At 44.1% G+C, this 25,298-nt stretch carries 19 protein-coding genes; 14 read left to right on the top strand and 5 right to left on the bottom strand.

Annotation, left to right across the window (positions count from 1 at the left end; all coding sequences use genetic code 11):
- Positions 1–113: 113 nt before the first annotated feature.
- The 8 genes from sdhC to sucD all read left to right on the top strand — a co-directional run bounded on the left by sdhC (position 114) and on the right by sucD (position 9,722).
- A complete protein-coding gene (sdhC, locus tag AACT21_RS08945; protein ID WP_010318676.1) occupies positions 114–506 on the top strand; it encodes a succinate dehydrogenase cytochrome b556 subunit in 393 nt (130 codons plus the stop codon).
- Positions 500–847: a succinate dehydrogenase, hydrophobic membrane anchor protein gene (gene sdhD, locus AACT21_RS08940; protein WP_010318675.1), complete on the top strand. Its 348-nt coding sequence runs from the start codon at positions 500–502 to the stop codon at positions 845–847. Before sdhC ends, sdhD begins: the two co-directional genes overlap by 7 nt.
- A complete protein-coding gene (sdhA, locus tag AACT21_RS08935) occupies positions 848–2,614 on the top strand; it encodes a succinate dehydrogenase flavoprotein subunit (protein ID WP_013856347.1) in 1,767 nt (588 codons plus the stop codon).
- Positions 2,615–2,629: 15 nt separating this feature from the next.
- Entirely contained in the window at positions 2,630–3,343 is a 714-nt protein-coding gene (locus tag AACT21_RS08930; RefSeq protein ID WP_013856348.1) for a succinate dehydrogenase iron-sulfur subunit, read from the top strand.
- Positions 3,344–3,432: 89 nt separating this feature from the next.
- Positions 3,433–6,243 carry a 2-oxoglutarate dehydrogenase E1 component gene (sucA, locus tag AACT21_RS08925; protein WP_017045226.1) on the top strand — a complete coding sequence of 937 codons (2,811 nt, stop codon included), beginning with the start codon at positions 3,433–3,435 and terminating at the stop codon, positions 6,241–6,243.
- 30 nt (positions 6,244–6,273) lie between these two features.
- Positions 6,274–7,482 carry a 2-oxoglutarate dehydrogenase complex dihydrolipoyllysine-residue succinyltransferase gene (odhB, locus tag AACT21_RS08920; RefSeq protein ID WP_013856350.1) on the top strand — a complete coding sequence of 403 codons (1,209 nt, stop codon included), beginning with the start codon at positions 6,274–6,276 and terminating at the stop codon, positions 7,480–7,482.
- Positions 7,483–7,683: 201 nt separating this feature from the next.
- Positions 7,684–8,850 (top strand): ADP-forming succinate--CoA ligase subunit beta, encoded by a 1,167-nt coding sequence (gene sucC, locus AACT21_RS08915; RefSeq protein ID WP_017045227.1) that lies wholly within the window; start codon positions 7,684–7,686, stop codon positions 8,848–8,850.
- Positions 8,850–9,722 carry a succinate--CoA ligase subunit alpha gene (gene sucD / locus AACT21_RS08910; protein WP_013856352.1) on the top strand — a complete coding sequence of 291 codons (873 nt, stop codon included), beginning with the start codon at positions 8,850–8,852 and terminating at the stop codon, positions 9,720–9,722. The genes sucC and sucD overlap by 1 nt, the downstream gene beginning before the upstream one ends.
- A 77-nt stretch (positions 9,723–9,799) precedes the next feature.
- Here the strand turns inward: sucD and znuB are convergent, their stop codons facing one another.
- Positions 9,800–10,579 (bottom strand): zinc ABC transporter permease subunit ZnuB, encoded by a 780-nt coding sequence (gene znuB, locus AACT21_RS08905; RefSeq protein ID WP_026027242.1) that lies wholly within the window; start codon positions 10,577–10,579, stop codon positions 9,800–9,802.
- Positions 10,572–11,354 carry a zinc ABC transporter ATP-binding protein ZnuC gene (znuC, locus tag AACT21_RS08900; protein ID WP_013856354.1) on the bottom strand — a complete coding sequence of 261 codons (783 nt, stop codon included), beginning with the start codon at positions 11,352–11,354 and terminating at the stop codon, positions 10,572–10,574. The genes znuB and znuC overlap by 8 nt, the downstream gene beginning before the upstream one ends.
- A gap of 84 nt (positions 11,355–11,438) precedes the next feature.
- Here znuC and znuA point away from each other — a divergent pair, with 84 nt between their 5' ends.
- The 5 genes from znuA (at position 11,439) to AACT21_RS08875 (ending at position 19,350) form a co-directional block, all read left to right on the top strand.
- Positions 11,439–12,317, top strand: coding sequence for a zinc ABC transporter substrate-binding protein ZnuA (znuA, locus tag AACT21_RS08895; protein ID WP_017048516.1), 879 nt, complete (start codon positions 11,439–11,441; stop codon positions 12,315–12,317).
- Positions 12,318–12,489: 172 nt separating this feature from the next.
- Positions 12,490–15,852: an AraC family transcriptional regulator gene (locus AACT21_RS08890; protein WP_094163676.1), complete on the top strand. Its 3,363-nt coding sequence runs from the start codon at positions 12,490–12,492 to the stop codon at positions 15,850–15,852.
- Positions 15,853–16,622: 770 nt separating this feature from the next.
- Positions 16,623–16,850: a FeoA family protein gene (locus AACT21_RS08885; RefSeq protein WP_013856356.1), complete on the top strand. Its 228-nt coding sequence runs from the start codon at positions 16,623–16,625 to the stop codon at positions 16,848–16,850.
- The gene (gene feoB / locus AACT21_RS08880) at positions 16,850–19,123 is read left to right on the top strand and encodes a Fe(2+) transporter permease subunit FeoB (protein ID WP_094163674.1); all 2,274 of its coding nucleotides are present in this window, start codon (positions 16,850–16,852) and stop codon (positions 19,121–19,123) included. The genes AACT21_RS08885 and feoB overlap by 1 nt, the downstream gene beginning before the upstream one ends.
- Entirely contained in the window at positions 19,120–19,350 is a 231-nt protein-coding gene (locus AACT21_RS08875) for a FeoC-like transcriptional regulator (RefSeq protein ID WP_017045231.1), read from the top strand. Before feoB ends, AACT21_RS08875 begins: the two co-directional genes overlap by 4 nt.
- A gap of 112 nt (positions 19,351–19,462) precedes the next feature.
- Here the strand turns inward: AACT21_RS08875 and AACT21_RS08870 are convergent, their stop codons facing one another.
- Both AACT21_RS08870 and argS read right to left on the bottom strand, forming a co-directional pair.
- Positions 19,463–19,891, bottom strand: a complete 429-nt coding sequence (locus AACT21_RS08870) for an HIT family protein (RefSeq protein WP_094163672.1) — start codon at positions 19,889–19,891, stop codon at positions 19,463–19,465.
- A gap of 83 nt (positions 19,892–19,974) precedes the next feature.
- Entirely contained in the window at positions 19,975–21,711 is a 1,737-nt protein-coding gene (argS, locus tag AACT21_RS08865) for an arginine--tRNA ligase (protein ID WP_026028268.1), read from the bottom strand.
- 205 nt (positions 21,712–21,916) lie between these two features.
- Here argS and AACT21_RS08860 point away from each other — a divergent pair, with 205 nt between their 5' ends.
- Positions 21,917–22,513 carry a VOC family protein gene (locus AACT21_RS08860; RefSeq protein WP_094163670.1) on the top strand — a complete coding sequence of 199 codons (597 nt, stop codon included), beginning with the start codon at positions 21,917–21,919 and terminating at the stop codon, positions 22,511–22,513.
- A 26-nt stretch (positions 22,514–22,539) separates the two neighbouring features.
- Here the strand turns inward: AACT21_RS08860 and AACT21_RS08855 are convergent.
- Positions 22,540–25,298, bottom strand: a 2,759-nt coding sequence (locus AACT21_RS08855; RefSeq protein WP_254917166.1) for an insulinase family protein, incomplete at its 5' end; no start/stop codon positions are given.

The raw sequence follows: 25,298 nt of genomic DNA, 5'->3' as shown, positions 1-25,298 counted from the left end.
GAATTATTACATTTAACTGCGCGATATCGGGCTCTTTATGTTAAAATAATGTTAACTTTTGTGGGTTTTACAACCAAAATTCATTTATAACTATAAATGCTCAATGGAGCTGAGTGAGCAAGCCCGTGAAAGAAAGAAAGTCAAGACCTGTTAATTTAGATTTACAGACCATTCACTTTCCGATCAGTGCGATAGCATCCATCCTACACCGAGTGTCTGGGGTGATGATGTTCGTTGCGGTCGGAATTTTGCTGTGGTTACTCTCCCTCTCGTTAAGTTCTCCGGTAGGTTTTATGGAAGCCAGCAACATTGTGAATGGCTTTTTCGCAAAATTTATTTTATGGGGAATTTTAACAGCGCTGTCTTACCACATTGCAGGTGGTATACGCCATTTGCTGATGGACCTGGGCCACTTTGAAGAGTTGGAGTCAGGGGCTATGAGTGCCAAAGTCGCCTTCATCGCAACAGCAGTGCTTTCAGTTTTAGCGGGAGTATTGGTATGGTAAAACATGTTTCTTCTTTTGGTCGTAACGGAGTGCATGATTATCTGCTGATCCGTGCTTCTGCGATCATTATGACTCTTTATACTATCTACCTAGTCAGCTTCTGTGCTTTCTCTGGTGATATCTCCTATGTTTCATGGACACAGTTTTTTGGTGGAACCTTTACCAAAGTCTTCACAATGCTGGCGTTAGTCTCTGTCCTTATCCATGGTTGGATCGGTTTATGGCAAGTATTAACGGATTACATTAAGTGTTCTAAATTGCGTGGTGGCCTGCAATTGGTCGTTATCGCAGTGCTCTTTGGATACTTCTTCTCTGGCTTATTTGTATTGTGGGGTGCGTAAGTGACTATTCCAGTTCGTGAATTTGATGCCGTAGTGATCGGCGCTGGTGGTGCTGGCATGCGTGCAGCACTGCAAATTTCAGAGCAAGGTTTATCCTGTGCTCTGCTTTCTAAAGTTTTTCCAACACGTTCTCACACGGTTTCGGCTCAAGGTGGTATTACCGTTGCGTTAGGCAACGCGCATGAGGACCACTGGGAACAACATATGTATGACACGGTGAAGGGCTCCGACTATATCGGTGACCAAGATGCTATCGAGTACATGTGTAAGAATGGTCCAGAGTCGGTGATTGAACTAGAGAAAATGGGTTTGCCTTTTTCTCGTTTTGACAATGGCACCATTTATCAGCGCCCATTTGGTGGGCAATCCAAAAACTTTGGCGGTGAACAAGCGGCTCGAACCGCTGCTGCCGCTGACCGTACTGGTCACGCACTACTTCATACCTTGTATCAACAAAACATTAAATATAAGACCACTATTTTCTCTGAGTGGTACGCACTTGATTTAGTGAAAAATGAAGAGGGTGCAGTACTTGGCTGTACCGCCTTGTGTATGGAAACAGGCGAAGTTTGTTATTTCAAATCTAAAGCCACAGTATTAGCGACTGGCGGAGCTGGCCGTATCTATGCTTCAACCACCAACGCGCACATCAATACGGGTGATGGCGTGGGCATGGCTATCCGCGCTGGCGTCCCAATGCAAGATATCGAAATGTGGCAATTCCACCCAACAGGGATTGCTGGTGCTGGCGTTCTTGTGACGGAAGGGTGTCGTGGTGAAGGTGGTTATCTTTTAAATAAAGATGGCGAACGTTTCATGGAACGTTATGCACCAAACGCGAAGGATTTGGCTGGTCGCGATGTAGTAGCTCGCTCAATGATGATTGAGATCCGTGAAGGTCGTGGTTGCGATGGTCCATGGGGTCCACACATCAAGCTTAAACTGGATCACCTTGGCAAAGAAACTCTGGAATCTCGTCTGCCGGGCGTATGTGAGTTGTCACGTACGTTTGCTCACGTCGATCCAGTTAAAGAACCGATTCCAGTGATCCCAACCTGCCACTACATGATGGGAGGAGTACCGACTCAAGTTTCAGGTCAGGCGATTAAGCAAGATGCTAAAGGCGCTGATGTGGAAGTTCAAGGTTTGTTTGCGTGTGGTGAAATTGCATCAGTATCGGTGCATGGCGCGAATCGTTTGGGTGGTAACTCTCTACTGGATTTAGTGGTCTTTGGCCGAGCAACAGGCTTGCATCTGGGCGAAACGTTGAAAAAGCAAGCGGACGCAAAACCTGCCACAGAAGCGGACATTGAAAAATCGCTAGAACGTTACAACCGCTGGGAAAACAGTACAGGTGGTGAAGATCCCGCGCAAATTCGTAAAGATCTGCAACGTTGTATGCAAAATAACTTCTCGGTGTTCCGTGAAGGTGAAGCGATGGCTAAAGGTCTTGAAGAGCTTAAAGTGATTCGTGAACGTTTGAAGAACGCACATCTTTCAGACAAGTCAACCGAGTTCAACACTCAACGGATCGAGTGTTTAGAGCTGGAAAACTTGATGGAAACAGCATTTGCTACCGCGGTTGCTGCAAATTATCGTACCGAAAGCCGTGGAGCCCACGCTCGCTTTGACTATCCTGAACGCGATGATGCTAATTGGTTATGCCATTCAATTTACAACCCTGAGACTGAAAGCATGTCGAAGCGTAGCGTAAATATGGAACCAATTTATCGTGAAGCGTTTCCGCCTAAAGCGCGCACATACTAAGGAGAAGGCACTATTATGAAATTGAAATTCTCTTTGTATCGCTATAATCCGGATGTCGATCAAAAGCCTTACATGAAGGATTATCTGCTTGAAGTAGAAGAGGGCTCTGACATGATGTTGTTGGATGCGCTCATTTTGCTGAAAGAGCAAGATCCCACCATTGCTTTTCGTCGCTCGTGCCGTGAAGGAGTGTGTGGATCTGACGGTTTGAACATGAACGGTAAAAATGGATTAGCGTGTATCACTCCATTATCTGCGCTTTTGGCCAAAGGCACGATCGTTATTCGACCTCTGCCTGGGCTACCAGTCGTCCGTGATTTAATTGTCGATATGGCCCAGTTTTATGAAAATTACGAGAAGGTTAAACCTTATCTTGTGACTGACGGAAACTTGCCTCCGGCTCGTGAGAACTTGCAATCACCAGAAGAGCGAGCGCATTTAGATGGTTTATATGAGTGCATTATGTGCGCTTGCTGCACAACTTCATGCCCTTCTTTCTGGTGGAACCCGGATAAGTTTATCGGCCCAGCAGGTTTGTTGGCGGCTTATCGTTGGCTAATTGACAGCCGAGATACCGCAACAGATGAACGTTTATCTAATCTTGATGATGCTTTTAGCGTTTTTCGTTGCCATGGCATCATGAATTGTGTAAGTGTTTGTCCTAAGGGATTAAATCCGACGAAAGCCATTGGACATATCAAATCAATGCTTGTGAACCGTTCGGTTTAAAATGAATAAAAATTGCAGGTCTTCAGACCTGCCTTTTATAGCTCGGCATAGACCGAAGCAAACGTGAAAACTACTGGTTAAGGGAAAATATGCACAACGGCGTGATGAAGGCATGGCTCGAGTCTTCACACTTGGCTGGCGCCAATGCAACTTACGTAGAGGACCTCTACGAACTGTATCTAAGTGATCCTGATCTGGTAAGTGAGGAGTGGAAACGTGTTTTTGATGGCTTGCCTGCGCAAGCTGACAATGTGGTTGAACAGCCACATTCACGTGTCCGTGACTACTTCCGACGACTCGCGAAAGAAACAAAGCATTACAATGTCCAAGTTAGTGATCCAGATGTCGATGCTAAGCAAGTAAGAGTCTTGCAGCTGATTAATGCTTACCGTTTTCGCGGTCATGAAGCGGCTCAACTCGACCCCCTAGGTTTATGGCAACGCCCATTAGTGGCAGAATTAGACCCAGCGTTCCACAATCTTAACGAAGGTGACTTCGAAGAAACTTTCAATGTCGGCTCTTTTGCTATCGGGCAAGAGACAATGAAATTGAAAGACATTTATCAAGCCCTCAACAAAACCTATTGCGGTTCCATCGGTGCAGAATACATGCACATTATCGACACTGAACAGAAGCGTTGGATACAACAACGTCTTGAATCAGTCGTTGGTCAACCTTCTTTCAGCAAAGAAGAAAAACGAATTTTCCTCGAAGAATTGACAGCCGCAGAAGGCCTTGAGCGTTATTTAGGCGCGAAATTCCCTGGTGCGAAACGCTTTTCTTTAGAAGGTGGCGACGCACTCATCCCAATGATGAAAGAGTTGATCCGTCATGCTGGTAGTACAGGCATGCGTGAAGTTGTGATTGGTATGGCGCACCGTGGTCGTCTTAACATGCTCGTCAATGTCTTAGGTAAAAAACCTCAAGATCTGTTCGACGAGTTTGCGGGTAAGCATGGTGAAAGTTGGGGAACGGGTGATGTTAAATATCACCAAGGTTTCTCTGCTGACTTTGCGACACCCGGCGGTGATGTGCATCTAGCCTTAGCATTTAACCCTTCGCATCTTGAAATTGTTAACCCAGTCGTAATTGGTTCAGTTCGTGCTCGACAAGATCGATTGGGAGATGAAGACGGTTCGACAGTGCTACCTATTTCGATTCATGGTGACTCTGCTATCGCTGGCCAAGGTGTCGTTGCCGAGACATTTAACATGTCTCAAGCGCGTGGTTATTGCGTGGGAGGGACGGTACGTATTGTTATTAACAACCAAGTTGGTTTTACCACGTCAAACCCTCGTGATACACGCTCGACTATGTATTGTACTGACATCGCTAAGATGGTTCAGGCACCCATTTTCCACGTCAATTCTGATGATCCAGAAGCAGTTGCTTTCGTCACCCGCATTGCGCTCGATTATCGTAATGAATTTAAGCGTGATGTCGTCATTGATCTGGTTTGTTATCGCCGTCACGGCCATAACGAAGCCGACGAGCCAAACGCAACTCAACCGCTGATGTATCAAAAGATCAAAAAGCATCCTACGCCGCGTAAGCTTTATGCCGATGTTTTGATAGAGCGTGGTGAGTTTGATATCGAGATTGCCACACAGTTAGTCAACGAATATCGTGATGCTCTGGACCATGGTGAAGTCGTGGTGAAAGAGTGGCGTCCAATGGCACTGCATTCTGTTGATTGGTCACCGTATATTGGCCATGAATGGGATATGCCATGGAATAATAAAGTTGACCTTGAGCGTTTAAAAGAGCTGGGTAACCGAATTTGTCAGTATCCAGAAAGCCATAAACTGCAAAGTCGTGTGGATAAAATCTATACCGACCGACAAGCGATGGTTAATGGAGAGAAGCTTCTCGATTGGGGTATGGCTGAAACGCTGGCTTATGCAACCTTAGTTGATGATGGAAAGCGAATCCGCATTTCGGGGCAAGACTCTGGGCGTGGAACCTTCTTCCACCGTCACTCGGTATTGCATAACCAAAGTGACGCAAGTACCTATATTCCATTGGCGAATATCCATGATAAACAGGGTCCTTTTGAAGTATTGGATTCGGTTTTGTCGGAAGAAGCAGTGCTAGCTTTTGAATATGGCTACGCGACAGCGGAGCCGAGTGGTTTGACGATTTGGGAAGCTCAGTTTGGTGATTTCGCCAATGGAGCTCAAGTCGTGATTGACCAGTTCATCTCTTCCGGTGAACAAAAATGGGCGCGTTTGTGTGGTTTAACCATGCTGCTACCTCATGGTTATGAAGGGCAAGGCCCGGAGCACTCATCAGCACGCCTAGAGCGTTATTTGCAACTGTGCGCCGAACAAAACATGCAAGTGGTGGTTCCCTCTACGCCAGCGCAGGTATACCACATGCTGCGTCGTCAGGTTGTTCGTCCAATGCGTCGACCATTGATCGTTATGTCACCAAAATCGTTGCTGCGTCACCCACTATGTATATCAACACTGGAAGACTTGGCTGACGGATCGTTTTTGCCGGCTATCGGCGAAGTTGACGATCTCAACCCAGCGAATGTCAAACGTGTTGTGTTCTGCTCTGGTAAGGTTTACTACGACCTGCTTGAACAGCGCCGCAATAACGAACAAGGTGATGTTGCTATCGTCCGTATTGAACAGCTATATCCATTCCCGAAAGAAGAAGTGGAAGCGGCTATCGCTCAATACACTAATGTTGTTGACTATGTATGGTGCCAAGAAGAGCCTCAAAACCAAGGTGCTTGGTACAGTAGCCAACATAACTTCCGTTCTGCCATTCCAGCCGGTGCTGATCTGAAATACGCAGGTCGCCCTGCATCAGCATCACCAGCCGTTGGTTATATGTCGGTACACTTGAAACAACAAAAAGCGTTGATTGAAGACGCTCTGACCCTAGCTTAACGAACTAGAAGTAAAAGGAAGACACAGATTATGACAATTGAAATTCTGGTTCCAGATCTACCTGAATCAGTGGCTGATGCAACAGTCGCGACATGGCATAAAAAGCCAGGTGAAGCCGTCGCTCGTGATGAAGTACTCGTTGAGATTGAAACTGATAAAGTAATTCTTGAAGTGCCAGCGCCTGAGGCGGGTGTTCTCGAAGCCATTATCGAGCAAGAAGGTGCGACGGTGCTTTCGAAACAGTTATTGGCGAAATTAAAACCCGGTGCCGTTGCAGGTGAACCGACGAAAGATACCACCAACGATACAGAGCCGTCTCCTGATAAACGCCACAAAGCCACATTGACAGACGAAACGAATGATGCACTTAGCCCTGCGGTACGCCGTTTACTCGCCGAGCATGGTTTGGAAGCAAGCCAAGTGAAAGGCTCTGGTGTGGGTGGGCGTATCACGCGTGAAGATATTGATGCTCATCTAGCGGCTGCAAAATCAGCGTCAGCAGTTGCTTCAAGTCAACCTGAGCCTGTCGTTGCGATGGCGCGCAGCGAAAAACGTGTACCGATGACGCGTTTGCGTAAACGTGTTGCGGAGCGTCTGCTTGAGGCAAAAAATAGCACGGCGATGTTGACGACGTTTAATGAAGTTAACATGAAGCCTATCATGGATCTTCGTAAGCAATATCAAGGTCTGTTTGAAGAGAAACACGGTATTCGTTTAGGCTTTATGTCTTTCTACGTGAAAGCGGTAACAGAAGCGTTAAAGCGTTACCCAGAAGTGAATGCATCTATTGATGGCCAAGATATTGTGTATCACAGCTATTTTGATATTAGCATGGCAGTTTCAACGCCTCGTGGTTTAGTGACTCCGGTTCTTAAAGATTGCGATACGCTAAGCCTTGCCGAAATTGAGAAGGGCATCAAAGAGCTTGCACTCAAAGGAAGAGATGGCAAATTGACGGTTGAAGAACTGACTGGCGGTAATTTCACGATTACGAATGGCGGTGTGTTTGGATCGTTAATGTCAACACCGATCATTAATCCGCCGCAAGCGGCCATATTGGGTATGCACAAAATCCAAGACCGCCCAATGGCTGTGGATGGCAAAGTAGAAATTTTACCAATGATGTACCTAGCACTTTCTTACGACCACCGTTTGGTGGATGGCCGTGAGTCAGTTGGTTTCCTTGTTACAGTAAAAGAGCTACTTGAAGATCCAGCACGTCTGCTACTGGACGTGTAACCTCACTGAACGTTGTTCAGTGAATTTAAGGCTAGGCAGGCTCACGTCTAGCCTTCATTTAAGCAAAAGGCTACAAGCTATCCTCTTGGATAAATTGCAGCCGCTTAATTTGAGAAGCACCCTACAGATATATGGCGCAGCATAGCTGCCGCTTTATGGAAATAATAAATCCCTTAAGGGATAAACAAACGGAAGAACATAATGAATTTGCATGAATATCAAGCCAAACAGCTGTTTGCAGAATTCGGTTTGCCTGTACCGGAAGGTTATGCCTGTGATACTCCACAAGAAGCTTTTGAAGCGGCGGGTCGGATTAGTACAGCGAAGAAAGTTGTTAAGTGTCAAGTGCATGCAGGTGGTCGCGGTAAAGCGGGTGGCGTTGAGTTGCACGACACTAAAGATGGTGTCAAAGAGTTTGCTCAAAAATGGTTAGGTAAAAATCTGGTTACTTATCAAACGGACGCAAATGGTCAGCCAGTATCAAAAATTTTGGTTGAAGAAGCTTCTAATATCGCGAATGAGCTTTACTTAGGCGCTGTTGTTGACCGTGCGACTCGTCGTGTCGTGTTCATGGCCTCAACAGAAGGCGGCGTGGAAATTGAAAAAGTAGCGGAGGAGACTCCGGAGCTGATTCATAAAGCCGCGATTGATCCTTTGGTTGGTCCGCAAGCCTACCAAGGCCGCGAACTTGCTTTCAAACTTGGCTTGGAAGGCGACCAAATTAAGCAATTTGTGAAGATCTTTCTAGGTCTTGGCGCTATGTTTACCCAGTATGATCTTGCATTGCTAGAAATCAACCCATTAGTTGTCACCGCTGAAGGGAACTTGTTGTGCCTTGATGGCAAGATCAACATCGACTCAAACGCACTTTATCGTCAACCTAAACTTCGCGAAATGCACGATCTCTCACAAGAAGATGAGCGCGAAGCTCATGCTGCTCAGTGGGAACTGAACTATGTTGCTCTTGATGGTAATGTTGGCTGCATGGTGAACGGTGCTGGCCTTGCAATGGGCACCATGGATATTGTTAACCTTCATGGCGGAAAACCTGCAAACTTCCTTGATGTTGGTGGTGGCGCAACCAAAGAGCGTGTTGCTGAAGCGTTCAAAATCATTTTGTCTGATGACAACGTGAAAGCCGTATTGGTTAATATTTTCGGTGGTATCGTACGTTGCGATATGATTGCAGAAGGCATTATCGGTGCGGTGAAAGAAGTTGGTGTAACGGTTCCCGTAGTCGTGCGTTTGGAAGGTACAAATGCGGAATTAGGACGCGGAGTACTTGCAAATTCTGGTCTTGATATCATTGCAGCTGAGTCGTTAACGGACGCAGCTCAGAAAGTTGTTGCTGCGGCGGAGGGTAAATAATGTCGGTACTTATTAATAAAGACACCAAAGTAATCTGCCAAGGTTTCACTGGTGGTCAGGGAACTTTCCACTCCGAACAGGCGATTGCCTACGGTACACAAATGGTCGGTGGGGTTTCTCCGGGTAAAGGTGGTCAAACTCACCTTGGTCTGCCTGTATTTAATACGGTGCGTGACGCAGTGAAAGCAACGGGTGCAACGGCAACCGTTATTTATGTACCTGCACCATTTTGTAAAGACGCTATTTTAGAAGCAATTGACGCTGGTATTGAACTTATTGTGACGATCACTGAAGGTATACCGACTACCGATATGATTGACGTAAAAGTGAAGCTCGAAGAGACTGGTGTGCGTATGATTGGTCCGAACTGTCCGGGTGTGATTACACCGGATGCGTGTAAGATCGGCATCATGCCAGGCCACATTCATAAGAAAGGAAAAGTGGGTATTGTTTCTCGTTCAGGAACGCTAACTTATGAAGCCGTTAAGCAAACAACAGATGAAGGCTTTGGTCAGTCAACGTGTGTTGGTATCGGCGGTGACCCAATCCCGGGCTCTAACTTCATTGATATCTTGAAACTATTCCAAGACGATCCTGAAACAGAAGCGATTGTGATGATTGGCGAGATCGGTGGTACAGCCGAAGAAGAAGCCGCGGCATTCATTAAAGAGAATGTCACGAAACCGGTTGTGTCTTATATTGCTGGTGTGACAGCGCCTCCGGGTAAACGGATGGGCCATGCTGGTGCTATCATTTCTGGTGGTAAAGGGACAGCTGATGAGAAATTTGCAGCGCTTGAAGCCGCGGGTGTGAAAACCGTCAAAAGCCTTGCTGATATCGGAAAAGCATTGCGTGAAGTGACGGGTTGGTAATCACGCCTCCCTCAGTTTGAAGATAAACCCCGAACCTTGTTTCGGGGTTTTTACTTTAGATTCAATAGGTTTTGATACTAGCGTTTTACAAGTTGACTGCACATAAACATCGTTGTAGCCGTCACGACAACCGAAGGGCCTGCAGGTGTGTCAAAATGCCACGAGAGGATTAGCCCGCCCAGCACAGCTAAAGCGCCAACCAAAGAAGCCAATATTGCCATTTGCTCTGGGGTTTTTGTGAGTCGCCTAGCGGTCGCCGCGGGAATAATCAGCAGCGATGTCATAATCAGAGCACCAACAAATTTCATTCCTAGTGCAATCACCACCCCAATCAATAGCATCAGCAGCAAACGCATTAAATCAACGTTTATGCCCTCAACAAACGCAAGTTCTTCGTTCACTGTAGTTGAAAGTAATGGCCGCCAAAAAAGAAATAGCAGTGCACTTACTGCAATCGCTCCCCCCCAAATGAAGGCTAAATCGGTAAAGTTCACTGCCAATAAATCGCCAAAGAGATAGCTCATTAAATCGATGCGAACGTTATCAAGGAAGCTTACTGCAATGAGACCAATGGATAACGAGCTGTGAGCGAGAATGCCGAGCAAAGTGTCTGTCGCCACAAGCTGCTGTTTCTGCATAGTAACCAAAATGATTGCAAGCCCAAGACAGCAAACGAGCAACGCAAGATAAAGGTTGATATCAAGCAAAAAGCCTAGCGCCAATCCCATCAGCGAGGCGTGTGCGAGGGTATCGCCAAAATAAGCCATTTTTCGCCAAACCACGAATGACCCAAGGGGACCTGCGATAACGGCAATACCAAGGCCTGCTAATATTGATGGAAGAAGAAATTCAATCATGATGGTGACCGTGTGAATGATTTGAACAGCAAGTTGCATCTCCTTTCACAGGTTGGCCTGCTAAGTCGTGATGATGCTGATGTTTGTGATGGTAAAAAGCTAAGGCTTCGCGATTGCGCGTACCAAATAAAGCGATATAGCTTGGGTGTTGAGTAATCGTTGCAGGTGAACCGAAACAGCAAACATGGTGATGAAGACAGATAACATCATCCGTTTTTGCCATCACCAGATGCAAATCGTGAGAGACCATGAAGACACCACAGCCGAAACGATGTCGTATGGCATCGATAAGATCATACAGATCAATTTGCCCTTGCACGTCAACACCTTGAGCTGGTTCATCAAGAATTAGAATATCTGGGCGTTGTAGCAATGCACGGGCGATAAGAATCCGTTGCGTTTCACCACCAGACAGCTTATGCATATCATAATCAAGAAGATGCTCTGCCCCGACTAGCCTGAGTGCGTCTAGCAACTCTTGTTGACTAAAACGTCCGGCCAAACTTAAAAATCGTTTAACGGGGAGTGGTAACGCATCATTAAGTTTTAACTTTTGAGGAACATAACCAATTTTAAGGTTTTTTACGCGCGTCATCGTTCCGCTATGGACGGGCTGTAGCCCGAGCAATACTTTAACGAGCGTCGACTTGCCCGCACCATTAGGACCTATCAGTGTGGTAATCTTCCCTTTTTCTAGGTTGATACTGACATTGTCCAAAACACGGCGGTTGTTGAATTCGACACAAATGCCTTGCAGCTGAATTAAGTTGGACATGAATGGAACTTATTTGCAATTCGGAAGTGTTATAATGTAACATTTCGTTCCCTTTAACGCTATATACCGAATGGAAAAACCATCATGTTGCGTCAGATTATGCTCCTTCTTTGCTTAATAACATTATCGCCTTTGGCGTGGTCTACGGTCATTTTGACCAGCATCAAGCCGATTCAGATGATTACATATGAATTGACTCTCGATGTGAATGAACCAGAAGTACTACTGGGGGCAAATACCTCACCGCATGACTATGCGTTGCGCCCTTCTGATGTTAAAAAAATCAGAGCGGCGGATTTAGTGATTTGGTATGGAAAAGACCTTGAGCCATTCTTAAGTAAGACATTAGCGAGTCACCACAACGTTTTGACCATCAGCCAAATTGATGGCCTGACACTGAGAGAGCTCAGTGGCGAACAACACGATCATGATGGGCATCACCATGGTATGTATGACCCACATTTTTGGCTTGGAACCGATCAAGCCAAGCAAGTGGCAGCGGCGATTACCGCAAGTTTAGTGAAAAGTGATAGCGCTAATGCCGAGCAGTATAAAGTAAACTTAGTCCGCTTTTTGGCTCAATTAGACTCGACTCATCAAGCAATCATGCAGAAGATGAGCAAAATTAGTGATAAAGGATATTATGTTTTTCATGATGCATACGGTTATTTTGAACAGCAATATCATTTGAATAACCTCGGCCATTTTACCGTTAGTCCTGACAGAAAGCCGGGTGCTAAAACCCTAATCACCATTAAAAATTCAATCATTAATAATGAAGCGAAATGCGTGTTTTCAGAACCTCAGTTTACCCCGGCGGTGATTGATACTGTGACTCGTGGCACTAAGGTTAAAACGGGAGTACTTGATCCATTAGGCGCAGATATCAAAGTGAAAAGTGGCAGCTATTTTGAGCTGTTAAATCAGCTGAGCAACAACTTTTACACTTGTTTGTCTCAATAGATGTACGCTGTATTGTATGTTGTACGATCTGCACTGAAATCTAGGATAAAGATTCACAGATTGTCGCTTTCTTAGCTTCAAAAAGCCTTATCTTTGGTTAGAATGTTTTGATAATTATCGCCACGAAAAAACAGTTTGCAATGTGGCGTGCTATTGATTGAGGCTCTGTCTGTTGAAAGGAAAGAACGACTATTTTAAACCTTTGCTCTGGATCTTGGGTTTTCTGACGCTTTTATTAGCGCAGGGGACACAAGCTCTAGACAAAGCACCTTCCATCTTCTATCCATTGCCAGCTCAGGCTCAAGGGAAAATTTTTGCCGCACAAAATTTGTTTTTAGGTGAAGAAGGGGGAATTTGGATACACGATGTGCATGGCAAAGTGGTTTTCTTTGATGGACAAAACATCCTTCCCCGGCGTGGCTCAGTGCTTTCACAAGAGAGCGAAAATATTACCTATCTTAATAACGCTTTTTGGACGTTCATTGATAATGAACTTTATCGAACTTATCCCGCACAAGATCGCGAATTAGTATTTAGCTTAACGCCTGGAATCATCATAAAAAAAATAGGTTCGTCAGGTAATTTCATCTGGTTAGCCGATGAGACGCACTTTTATACATACCATGCGCAAACCCACAAGTTAGTTACTTATTCTTTTAAAGAAATGTATCAATTAAATCAAGCTAGTCGATTGATCGTTAATGATGCGAAGTTTGTGCTTTCTAAATGGGTATTAGCCACTAATGCTGGAGTCTATCTGTCAGATGGAGAGAGTTTTTCTCACGTGCTCAGCTCTGGTAAAAACTTCATTGAGAAACTCTATTTTTCCGAGAAACGCAGAGAACTTGTGATTGGAACGCTCAATGGTGGGCTGATTATTGATGTCGAGGACCCAAAGCGCCAACAAAAGTTGGTTGGAGATTCCCATGTATTATCTGTTGCTGAGACAGATCAAGAATATTGGATTGGTACTGAAGATGGATTATTTGTTCATTCGTTTTTGACAGGTAAAACCGTCAAGTTAGAAAGTAATGACCAAGACAATAATGGGTTACCAGGCAATAAAATTTATTCATTGGTCAATGACTTACAAGGTGGGATTTGGATCGCAACGGATAAAGGTGTTCGCTACTTTTCTCTGTTTGGACAAAAATTTAAGCGCCATTCCATTGTACAGCTCAACAATAATCCCATAACAAAAATTGTGACAAGGTCAGATAATAAAGGCTATTTGTTTTTAACTCGACAAGGGTTGTACCAAGTCGATGCTGAAGATTGGCAAGAGCCTAAACTTATTTTCCCTGGAGAAGTGCATGATGTTGCTCAAATAGATGATCATTCTCTATGGATAGCTACACATACAGGCATCGTTATTTATCACTTGCAGACAAAAAAGATGATAGAAACGAGCGTTTTACCTCTGAAGCTGCGTTCGAATGATACTAAACACCTTGAATTTGATCATGAAGGACTGTTGTGGGGAGCAACAGGTAACCATTTGTGGTCATATCAGTTGGCCGATAACTCGCTAACCGATTTCGGTTCTGAATGGTTTGTTGATGCATTTTTGCCTGCAAAAATAATAAAACTTAAGTCAACTCGGCGAGGGGTATTTATCGGCACTGACCATGGTGTTTATCTTTTTGACAAAGGCAAAATTGTTTTTCTCCGAGCGACTAGTCATTATGGACAAAGCATTGATATATTTGAGAGTAGCAAGGGTGATGTTTGGTTTGCTAGTGCTTATGGCGTCTTTGTTTTGGCACATGATCGTAGTGATATTCGATCTATTGATATGGTTGAAGAGAATATTAGCCCCAAATGTTTAACTGAAACGGGCAACGGTATTTGGCTGACTTCCTCACAAGGAATCTCGCTCTATAATCCTATGGGTGAGATGGTAAAGCATTTTGGTGATCCACACGGATTGATGAATAATGAATTTAAAAGTGGAGTTTGCGAATCAAGTATTATCAATAACCAACAGCAGTTGCTGCTAGGTTCCCGTTTTGGCTTAGTGACAGCATGGTCCTCTGAACTCACGGTTGCTACCCCTCCTAATACCAATATTATCTTTAGCCAAGTGAATGTCGATCACATTCCTGTCATGTTCGGTCGTGGTCGTTTTCAGACACTAGAACTGGAATATGGAAGTTCGATAAGCTTTTTGTTTGGTGCATTGCCAGAATCGAGAGCCTTATCATTGGAGTATCGTATAGCAGGGGATAAGGAGTGGCAGAGATTAGAAAGTGCTCAGTTGACACTTGATCACCTGTTACCTGGACACTATCGTTTGCTGGTGAGAAATTACAGTCCAAATCCGCAAAACAGTATGATAAACAGTCTATCATTTATTGTGGATAACCCGTGGTATTGGTCTTCATGGGCTATTGTTCTTTACCTTTGCCTTTCTATAGGCCTTATTGCTTTTGCTTCATGGTGGCGATCTCGTTGGGTTACCAAAGTAAACCGAAAGTTAAAAGCTCAGGTGGCCTTGAAAACGGATCAACTACGGCATCAAAGCAAAATTGTTTTGACTAATAACCAGCAGTTGCGCAAGCAATTACAAATTCGCCATATCGTTGTTGAACAGATGTTAGATTCTATTACACCTACATTAAATCAGCTGATTTATCGCTCGCAACTCCATCAACTCGCGCGACTTGAGTCTTTAGCTTTAAAAGTAAAACGTGAACTGGCGTTACTTCGTAATGTAAGAAATGATAAAACAGCGACTCAGTTGCTCTACGACCTATCGATAATCTTGAACTCTTGTGTGGACGGATGGCGTGAAGAGTTCGCGAAAGCGAATATTTCGTTGGCGGTGAACAATGAGCTTAAACAAGCTTATATTGAATCTGCCCATTTTAACCTAGACATCATTTTCAATACGCTACTGTCTGATGCGGTAAAACGTCTTTACAGAAATCAAGAGCTACAAATTCATTGTTATGAAAGGGAGAAAAGACTGTTTATTGTGATGATTGACTGTGGCGATCAGGTGCAATCCATCAATAGTGATAAGCGTATCTCTGGTTTTGAACTAGAGGAGATGCAACTGTTAGTACAGCGCAGTGGTGGGGAAATACATATTTTTTCATCGCCAGAACGAAATTTAGTTGAGCTTTCTTGGCCATCAGTAGAGCTTGTGAGTGATGCACCCGAAGTGATCGTTGTAGAGGAGCATTCAGAGGACAAGTTTATTGATGTAACGGAAAAAGAGTGGCTTAAAAAAGTAGAAAAATTGGTACACAATTACTATTCAGATCCTGAATTTAGTACCTCTAGTGCGGCCAAATCACTCTTCGTATCGGAGCGTAGTTTGCAGCGTCGTTTTAAAGCGATCACCAATAAAACATTCAAAGAGTATCTAAATGAGATCCGCTTAGAGAAAGCGTGCCAATATTTGCTCGCAGGAGGAAAAGTCGCCCAAGTCGCTTTTGATTGTGGGTTTAATGATCCGTCTTATTTCAGCCAAAGATTTAAACATCACTTCGGTTTATCGCCAACCCAATTTGTTGATGATAACGAGTAATACCGCCCCTGATAAATAGTGATAACTTTCCCACTTGAAACTGCAGCGATGTTAGCGACATTCAGTCACCCTAATCACAAAGCTTATTCAGGTGTGTGGAGATGAACTCACTTTCCGCCGGCCTGCAATCAAGCTGTATCTCCCTTCTTGATTAGATTGGCTGCTGTGTTAGCTGCGCATATTTGTCTATGCTTGCGTAGATACACTCATTAATACTCAAAGTCGTAATATCAATTTATTTTGGAAATAGCACTTACTCAATAAACAGGCTGGGTCGGTGATTGTGTTGCGGTAAAGATGAGATGAGTAGAAAAAAAAGATCGTGGTATAGCCGGGGGGACTATACCACGGGTGTCAATGACACCTTCGCTTGCTGCCGGAGTGATACGAGTAACACCCGTACCACCTCTGGAATTTGTATCTAAGGAGTAATTCCTTTCGATGGATTTACTATATGGCAAAGGACTTATTTCATTTATAAAATTAACGACAACCTAGTATAAGAAAAACGACAAAATATATAATTAATCATAACTAATTGATTTTAATGGTTTATTTTTATTTTATCTGTTTTTGTTTATTTTTTTATGTTTAGCTAATTTGTGCCTGATAATTTTTTAACGTTTTTAACGTCAGTTTATTTACCGAAAACAACGTGATGGATTTATGCAATCTTTGATTTCACGCAATAAAATAGAGGGTTAGCGCGTGTATTATTCGCCTGTTAATAAAAATATTTCTCATTACCACTACCATTGAGAGCAAGATAGATGAAATTATCTCAATTAAATGAAGGGGATAGCGCGAGCATTGTCGCGTTCAATCAACTTCCAAATGACATTCGTAAAAAATTGATGGTGATGGGCTTGCTGCCTCTAACTACTGTTACGTTAATCAGAAGAGCTCCTATGGGAGATCCACTTCAACTTGAAGTGAGAGGCGTCTCTTTAGCGGTACGTGAAAATATAGCCGCTTGTATTGAAGTGGAGAGAGCGTAGTGCGATATCAAATTCTAACCGTTGGTAACCCTAATAGTGGCAAAACAACGTTATTTAATGGGCTGACTGGTTCTAAGCAACAAGTCGGTAACTGGGCTGGTGTTACAGTTGAGAAAAAAACGGGTCGCTACACTCATTCTGGAGATGAATTCATACTAACGGATTTGCCGGGCATCTACGCACTTGACAGCGGGAATGACAGTAACAGCATTGACGAATCCATTGCCTCTAGAGCGGTTCTTACACATCCTGCTGATTTAATCATTAACGTTGTGGACGTGACGTGTTTGGAGCGCAGTCTCTATATGACGCTTCAATTGAGAGAGCTCGGGCGTCCAATGATTGTGGTTTTGAATAAAATGGACGCTTTAAAAAGAGAGCGTCAAAGCCTAGACATTCAACAACTTGAGAAAGTTCTAGGTTGCCCCGTTTTTATGCTTTCTGCTACCAGTAAAGAGCAGGTGAGTCGATTCAAAGAAAAGCTGCATAAAGTACTGCTGCAAGGCGTAGCTCTTAAAGAACTGCTATTGGATTACGGTAGTGCATTTGAACAATCGATCGGAAAATTAGCCACTATTTTTCAACATAAGCAAGTGGCACCTCGCGCATTGGCTATTCGTGCTTTAGAAAATGATCTTTTGGTGATTAATGGATTACCAGAAGTGCAGCGTGAGCTTATCCAGAAAGAGCAATTGCAAAGTGGTTTGGATATTGATCTGCATGTCGCTGATACCAAATACACATTTTTGCATGAACAGTGCCAGCAGATCCGCAAAACCGAAGGGAAACTAAGCCACAGTTTTACACAAAAAGCAGATAAGCTGATTTTAAATAAATGGGTGGGTGTACCGTTTTTCTTTGTGGTTATGTACTTAATGTTTATGTTCTCGATCAATATTGGGAGCGCTTTCATTGATTTCTTCGACATTGGCGTCGGGGCGTTATTGGTTGATGGCGGGCACTACTTACTGGATGATCATTTGCCTATTTGGCTAGTGACATTATTAGCAGATGGCCTTGGCGGAGGTATTCAAACCGTCGCCACATTTATCCCAGTTATCGCTTGTTTGTACTTATTTTTAGCTGTACTCGAAAGTTCAGGCTATATGTCTCGCGCGGCTTTTGTTTTAGATAAAGTGATGCAGAAGATAGGCCTACCGGGTAAAGCGTTTGTTCCGCTTGTTTTAGGATTTGGTTGTAACGTTCCCGCGATTATGGCGACCAGAACTCTAGATCAAGAACGTGAACGTAAATTAGCGGCATCGATGGCACCCTTTATGTCATGTGGTGCACGTTTGCCAGTGTATGCGCTATTTGCTGCGGCGTTTTTCCCTGAAAGCGGTCAAAATGTAGTTTTTGCTCTTTATTTATTGGGCATTTTAGCCGCAGTGTTCACTGGTTTGGTTTTGAAGCATACGCTCTATCCGGGTTCAAGCGACAGCCTAGTGATGGAGATGCCAGATTACGAGATCCCAACGCTGCAAAACATCATGATCAAAACATGGCAGAAATTAAAACGTTTTGTTCTCGGTGCAGGGAAAACGATTGTCATCGTTGTTATGATCTTAAGCTTCCTCAATTCAGTTGGTACTGATGGCAGCTTTGGTAATGAAGATAGTGACAACTCCGTGTTATCAAAAGTGGCTCAAGTGGTTACGCCGGTATTTGCTCCTATTGGTATCAATCAAGATAACTGGCCAGCGACAGTGGGTATCATCACGGGTATTTTTGCAAAAGAAGCGGTAGTCGGAACATTAAACAATTTATATACCTCTGCTGAAGGTGATGAAAGTGAATATGACCTAATGGCGAGCCTACAAGAAGCGGTTATGTCTATTCCAGAAAACCTAACGGGATTAAGCTTCTCTGATCCGCTCGGTATCGAAGTCGGAGACTTGACAGACAGTAGCGCAGTGGCTGAAGAGCAAGCCGTAGATGCCTCAATCTTTGGTAATTTGAAACAGCACTTTGTCACTGGTCATGCCGCATTTGCCTACCTTATCTTCATTTTGCTTTACACGCCTTGTGTTGCAGCCATGGGGGCTTATGTTCGTGAGTTTGGTGCGAATTACGCTCGTTTTATCGCAGTATGGACGATGGGGCTTGCGTATGGTGGCGCTGCGCTTTATTACCAAGCGACAAGGATCACTGAAACCCCAGTTGAAAGTTTAACGTGGATTATTGCCATTGTTATGGCGAGTTTGTTGACCTTTAAAATGCTTAAGCGAAAAGGACTCCAGCAGAAAACGGTGCTTGAGGTACAAGTGGCATGATATTAAATGAGTTAAAGCGCTACATTGAAGAGAATGGGATCGTTAGCCGCTCGGCGATTGCGAAAAAGTTTTCGCTCAGTGAGGACGGCGTTGACGCTATGTTAGCCGTGTGGATACGAAAAGGTGTGTTGTCGCGCACTATCGATACCAACAAGGCTAACCGCGTAACAAGAGTGCGTTATGGGCTTAACCGAAATAACGGGCTGTCTTTGACTGTCGTACTTTAGTCATAATTGATGCTAGGCATTCTGTCTGATAAACGAAAGCCGCTGATGTCAGCGGCTTTCAAACTTTTACCCAATCTATCTTTTACCTAATGTATGGTGTGAGAGACGACGTTTATCCTTTTCTAAAAATAGAACTCAGTGATAGAACATTTTGGATTCTGGTTAAGATCGCTTGCTGTTCTTGTTCGGCTCTCACTATCCCTTGAGTATTTCCCCAGATAGGCCCAGGCCATGCTATGTCATTTTTAAATCGAGCAACATGGTGAATATGGAGCTGAGGAACTATGTTACCCAGTGCACCTAAATTGAGTTTATCTGGACAAAACGTGGCTTCAAGAGCTTGGCTAACGGCTTGAGATTCGCATAAAAATTGTTGCTGTTCCTGCATTGGTAGATGATGCAGCTCTTTCAAATTGGCACGTTTAGGCACCAGAATAATCCAAGGCACGGCATTATCTTTATGGAGTAATGCTAAGCAAAGAGGAAATTCGCCAATGACGGAAGTGTCTTTGGCCAGTTGCGGGTGGAGTTCAAAATTCATGTCAATCTCACTTGCACGGATGTTATCACCGATAAAAGAAAAGGCTGACCATGGTCAACCCTTTCATTCACTCATAGCTGTCGTTACATACGTTCTAATGTATCAATACCGAGTAGCGACAGACCTTGCTTGATGGTTTTTGCTGTCAACGCAGCCAGTTTTAGGCGGCTTTGTTTCACACTTTCATCTTCAGCGACTAAGATTGGGCATGCTTCATAGAAGCTAGAGAATTGGCCAGCTAATTCAAATAGGTAGCTACACATAATGTGAGGTTGGCCTTCGCGGGCAACAGCTTGTACCGCTTCTTCAAACTGCAGAAGTTTCGCAATCAAAGCTTTTTCTTTCTCTTGTGTGACTTTAATTTCACCCGTCAGGTTATCCATCGATACGCCTGCTTTAGCAAAAATTGACGCGACACGTGTGTAGGCATACTGCATGTAAGGTGCAGTGTTACCTTCAAATGCCAACATGTTGTCCCAGTCAAACACGTAATCGGTAGTACGGTGCTTAGAAAGATCAGCATATTTCACTGCGGCCATCGCGACAGTATTGGCAATGTTCGCTTTTTCTGCGGCGTCTAAATCAGGGTTTTTGGATTCAATTAATTTAGCGGCACGCTCTTGCGCTTCATCGAGAAGATCGGCCAGACGAACAGTACCGCCAGCACGAGTTTTGAACGGGCGGCCATCTTTGCCTAGCATCATACCAAAGGCGTGGTGTTCAAGAGTCACTTCGTCAGGTACATAGCCCGCTTTGCGGACAATCGTCCATGCTTGCATTAGGTGTTGATGTTGACGCGAGTCGATAAAGTACAGCACACGGTCCGCACCCAAGGTTTCATAACGGTATTTTGCACACGCGATATCGGTTGTGGTGTATAAGAAGCCGCCATCACGTTTTTGGATGATAACGCCCATCGGCTCGCCATCTTTATTTTTGTATTCTTCAAGAAAAACGACTTGTGCGCCATCATCTTCTTGCGCCAAACCTTTTTCTTTTAAATCGGCTACGATGCCGGGCAACATGTCGTTGTACATGCTTTCGCCCATCACATCATCGCGCGTCAACGAAACATTCAAACGATCATAGTTACGCTGGTTTTGGATCATGGTGATATCCACCAATTTTTTCCACATTTGAGCGCAGAATTCGTCACCGCTTTGTAGTTTGACCACATAATTTCGTGCTTTAGCGGCAAACACTTCATCTTCGTCGTAGAGTTTTTTTGACTCACGATAGAAAGCTTCAAGATCGGAAAGTTCCATTGAAACTTCGTTACCAGACTCTTGTTGCACACGTTCAAGGTTGGCTATCAACATACCAAATTGCGTGCCCCAGTCACCGATGTGGTTGGCGCGGATCACTTTATGGCCTAAAAATTCCAAGGTACGTACAACGGCGTCACCAATGATGGTTGAGCGTAAGTGGCCTACATGCATCTCTTTGGCAACGTTAGGCGCTGAGTAGTCTGCGACGATCGTCTTCTGCGCTTCTTTGGTTACACCAAGGTGCTCATCTGCTAGGGCGATATCCGCTTGTTTAGCAAGAAACGCTTCACTGAGGAAAATGTTGATAAAACCCGGGCCTGCAATTTCCGTTTTGCTCGCAATGCCATCGAGGTCCAGAACATCCAATACTTTTTGAGCAAATTCTCGCGGGTTGGTACCCAGTTGCTTAGCTACGCCCATAATGCCATTGGCTTGATAGTCACCAAATTGCGCTTTGGCCGATTGGCGAACAGCAGCAGGACTGCCAGCTGGTGCGCCTGCGGCTTCAAGAGCCTGAGATACTTTGTCATTAATCAGTGCTTGGATATTCACACGCGTTTCCTTTAATTCTTGGAATTGCAAAGGTATGCATTTTATTCACCATTTAGTGCCAATACATATCTTAATTTTGTTCATCATTTGGCGCACATAATACCAATTTTATTGAGGCGCTTATAGGGACTAAATTAGGAAATTTTCTACTTTTCGAAGAGTTGTTGGTACTATTAGACGATAATCATCATTTTGGACCATTTAAATGCTTGAACCATTAAAGAATGCAGCGCTTCATCCTGAACAGCTTAAGCAGAATTTAGATAAATTTATGCATAAAATTCAAGAATTAACCAAAATTTTGCATATTGATTTATCCACAAATCGAGCTGACCACATTGCACTGCGCATTAATGATCGTAAATTAGCGTCATTAGCACATGCGGCATGGCTGGAGGAAGGGCGAGAAATATCGAGTGCTCAGATAAATGGCCGTCCTATCATTGTGATTGAATTTGCGGTGCCGCTATCGGCTAATGGTTGGTCAATAGAATGTTTGGAATTGCCTTACCCTGCCGAGGGGAAAATTTACCCAGAGCAAAGCTGGGAGCATGTGGAATTTGTGGTGCCATCTGAGGCACAAACCGCGCAAGCCTATTTGCAGGATATACTGTCGGTTTACCCACGATTAAAAGAATACTGGACAACATTAGACACTCAAGGTGTTCAAGTTAAATTGTCCAGTCCAAAAGGGGAAGGGGAGCGATTACATAACCCGACGGTTGCATTTAAGTGGCAAGGCGTGTGCATTAAACTGCATCCCCACTCTTTAAAAGAGATTGTAAAATCAGAGCAAAGATAAATTGCTCTGATGGCGATGAAGTACGGTTATCCTAAGTTATAGCTTTTAGGCCGAAGCTGGAACGCTTCAATTGAGCCAATTTCTTGCCCTAAACTGAGTTTCTGAACCGTTTGATGTGCGTTTCCTTGGCTGTGCATGATCAGTCGATTGGCGGTCCTTGGTTTTAGCTCATTGACCACAAAGCGGATCATATCACTGCGACTGAGTGATTTCAGTTCACTCAAAACCTGCTCTCTTTGATCAAAGCCGGCATCTTTATTGCCGATAGCAACCCAAAGTCTTTGCGCACGGCTGCGAAGGGTGGGGTCGGGCGTTGAAATTTGATTCCATAAACCGCGCTTACTGCTGTGCCACTGGTATTCGTTGAGCTCCAGCAACACCATGTAAAAAGCATTTAAAAATTCATCTACAGCGCTAATCAGCTCATAAGGGGCAGCATTCGGTGACTGGACGTAGAGTACGATGCCTGGGTGACGGTTTAATGGCATGTTGCCCGTTCCGACCATATAACCAAGTTGCTGCTTAGTGCGAATTTCATGAAAAAATGTAGCGGACATCAAGTGATTAGCTAATGAATATAAGGCGATGCTGCGCGGTGCGGCATCATTGCACTGATAATAGACCACCACAGCAGAATCTTCTTGATCGCAGTGAACCTCTTTTTGAAAAGTCCCACTCTCTCCGAGCATGACGAGTGGTCTTAATGATTCCTCGTACTGTTGATCTTTGACTCGTAATGCATTTTTAAGCGTATCTGCCATCGCTTGTGCATCACTTCTTAACCAGTCGCCATAGACAAACATCTCAACATGAAGTTGCGCTAATATTTGTTCAACGAAATCACTGAGCTCATCGACTTCTATCTGTTTTAAGGCACCAAGTAGCGTTTCATAAGGAGGGTTGTTGGGTTGTAAAATACCCGTCATTGCATTGAAAAGCTGCGAAATTGGACGATCTTTAGTGGTATTTTGCCAGTTACGAAGCAGTTGTTGCTTGATGGTGTTAAAGCGTTTTAGGCTAAAATCACGTTTAGCAAAGCGTGCGAGAATCATCTCCATTAACTGTGGTTGTTTTTCGCTAAAACCAGAAAGCATCAGGGTGACGCCGCCTTGATGAGCGTACATGTTGTAACTCATCCCAGCAATTTCTGCTTGATAAGTTTCCGTGGCCAGCGAGTCTAAAAACATTTCCACACAGAGACGTGTTTTAACAATATTTCGAGCAGTGGCTACCGAGATGGGGCTATCAATCGCGATGTAAATTACCCCTTTAGGCACTCTAAATTCATGGTCTTGTAGATGCCATAAACGAAAGCCTGGTAACTCTTCAATGACTTCCGGGTGTAAAGACGTTGAAGGCTCTAACGGTTTTGGGTCTAAGTCGTAACAGATAAAAGGATTGAGTGGCGGTAAGTTTGTTTCAATGTCGCAAGGGGTTGCGAATGCTGCAAGTTGTGACGCCGATAATGGAGTAATTGAATAGGGTGTAAAATACCATTTCGCTTTCTTATCGTAATACCCATCTTTAGCAATTAACGTGGCGCGTAGATTTTCAGGAGTTAAATAATGAAGTGCTTGCTTAAGTAGTGATTCGTTGTAGCCCGCCATCATGTAATCGCCATAGATGGTGTCTTGCGGCTGATAGTGCTGCATATTAACCACTAAATGGCTGACCATGTCTAATGGCCTTGTCGTTTCTTGAAAGCGAAAAGCCGATTCAAGCACCGCTCTTTTCTCAAGGTAACGCCATTCGTTTAGCCCCTGATCTGCGATTAATTTAATCTGAGTAAAGAGTGACTGGATGATGTTATCGACCTGTTTTACGCCTTCATGTGTCAGGCTAAAACTTATCGAAAACTCACGATAATTGCTGCCACTCGCGCCGCCTCCAGCCGATAAGGACGTGATCCAACCTTTCTCTTTTAATGCCAGCATTAAACTGCCTTCACCTTCGTAACCGATGAGATGGGCGAAATAAGAGAGAGGTTTGACATGATAAAAGTCATCCGTGCTTGGGGCAGGGAAGCTTAAAATCAGTTTGCGGATCTCTTTTCGTGGCTCGATTTGAATCAAGACGCCTCGGTGCGCGTCTAAAACAAAAGGCACCTCTATTTTTTTCGGGCCGAGCTGTTTATTTGGGATGGAGGAAAATTCATCTCTTGCCCACTGCTCTAACTCATCAAGTGTCTGTGGGCCTGCTAGCGAGAGCGTCATCAAATCAGCCGAGTAATTTTCATGGTGAAAACGGACAATTTCTTCACGGATAGAGACACCATTTCTATCACACAGCGTTTCTAAATTACCCACTGAAAATTTAGCAAACGGGTGTTGCGGATTGATGGTTTCTTTTTGAACCTGATAGAGCCTTCTCGAATCATCATTCTGTTTGAGTTTAAATTCAGAATCCACCGCTTGGCGTTCTTTATCTAGGGCTTCTTCATTAAACAAGGGGGCACAAAAGAATTGGCTGAATCGGTCCAAGGCTTTTTCAAAATGATTTGGGCTTACATCAAAGAAAAAACAGGTGTGCTCTGTACCAGTCCATGCGTTATTGCTGCCACCATGTTGATTAATAAAACTTTGAAACTCACCAATTTTCGGGTACTTTTCTGTGCCTAAAAACAGCATGTGTTCCAGATAGTGGGCAAGACCTTCTCTGTCTTCAGGGTCATCAAAATGCCCCACATTAATCGCTAAAGCAGCGGCTGACTTTTGTGCATCATCCGCTTGAATAAGTAATGTTCTCAGACCATTAGTTAACGTAATGTAGCGGTATTGGTTGGTGT

Source organism: Vibrio sp. V08_P9A1T1, from assembly GCF_963874405.1.
GTDB lineage: Bacteria > Pseudomonadota > Gammaproteobacteria > Enterobacterales > Vibrionaceae > Vibrio > Vibrio anguillarum.
This window is presented reverse-complemented; position numbering and strand designations above follow the sequence as displayed.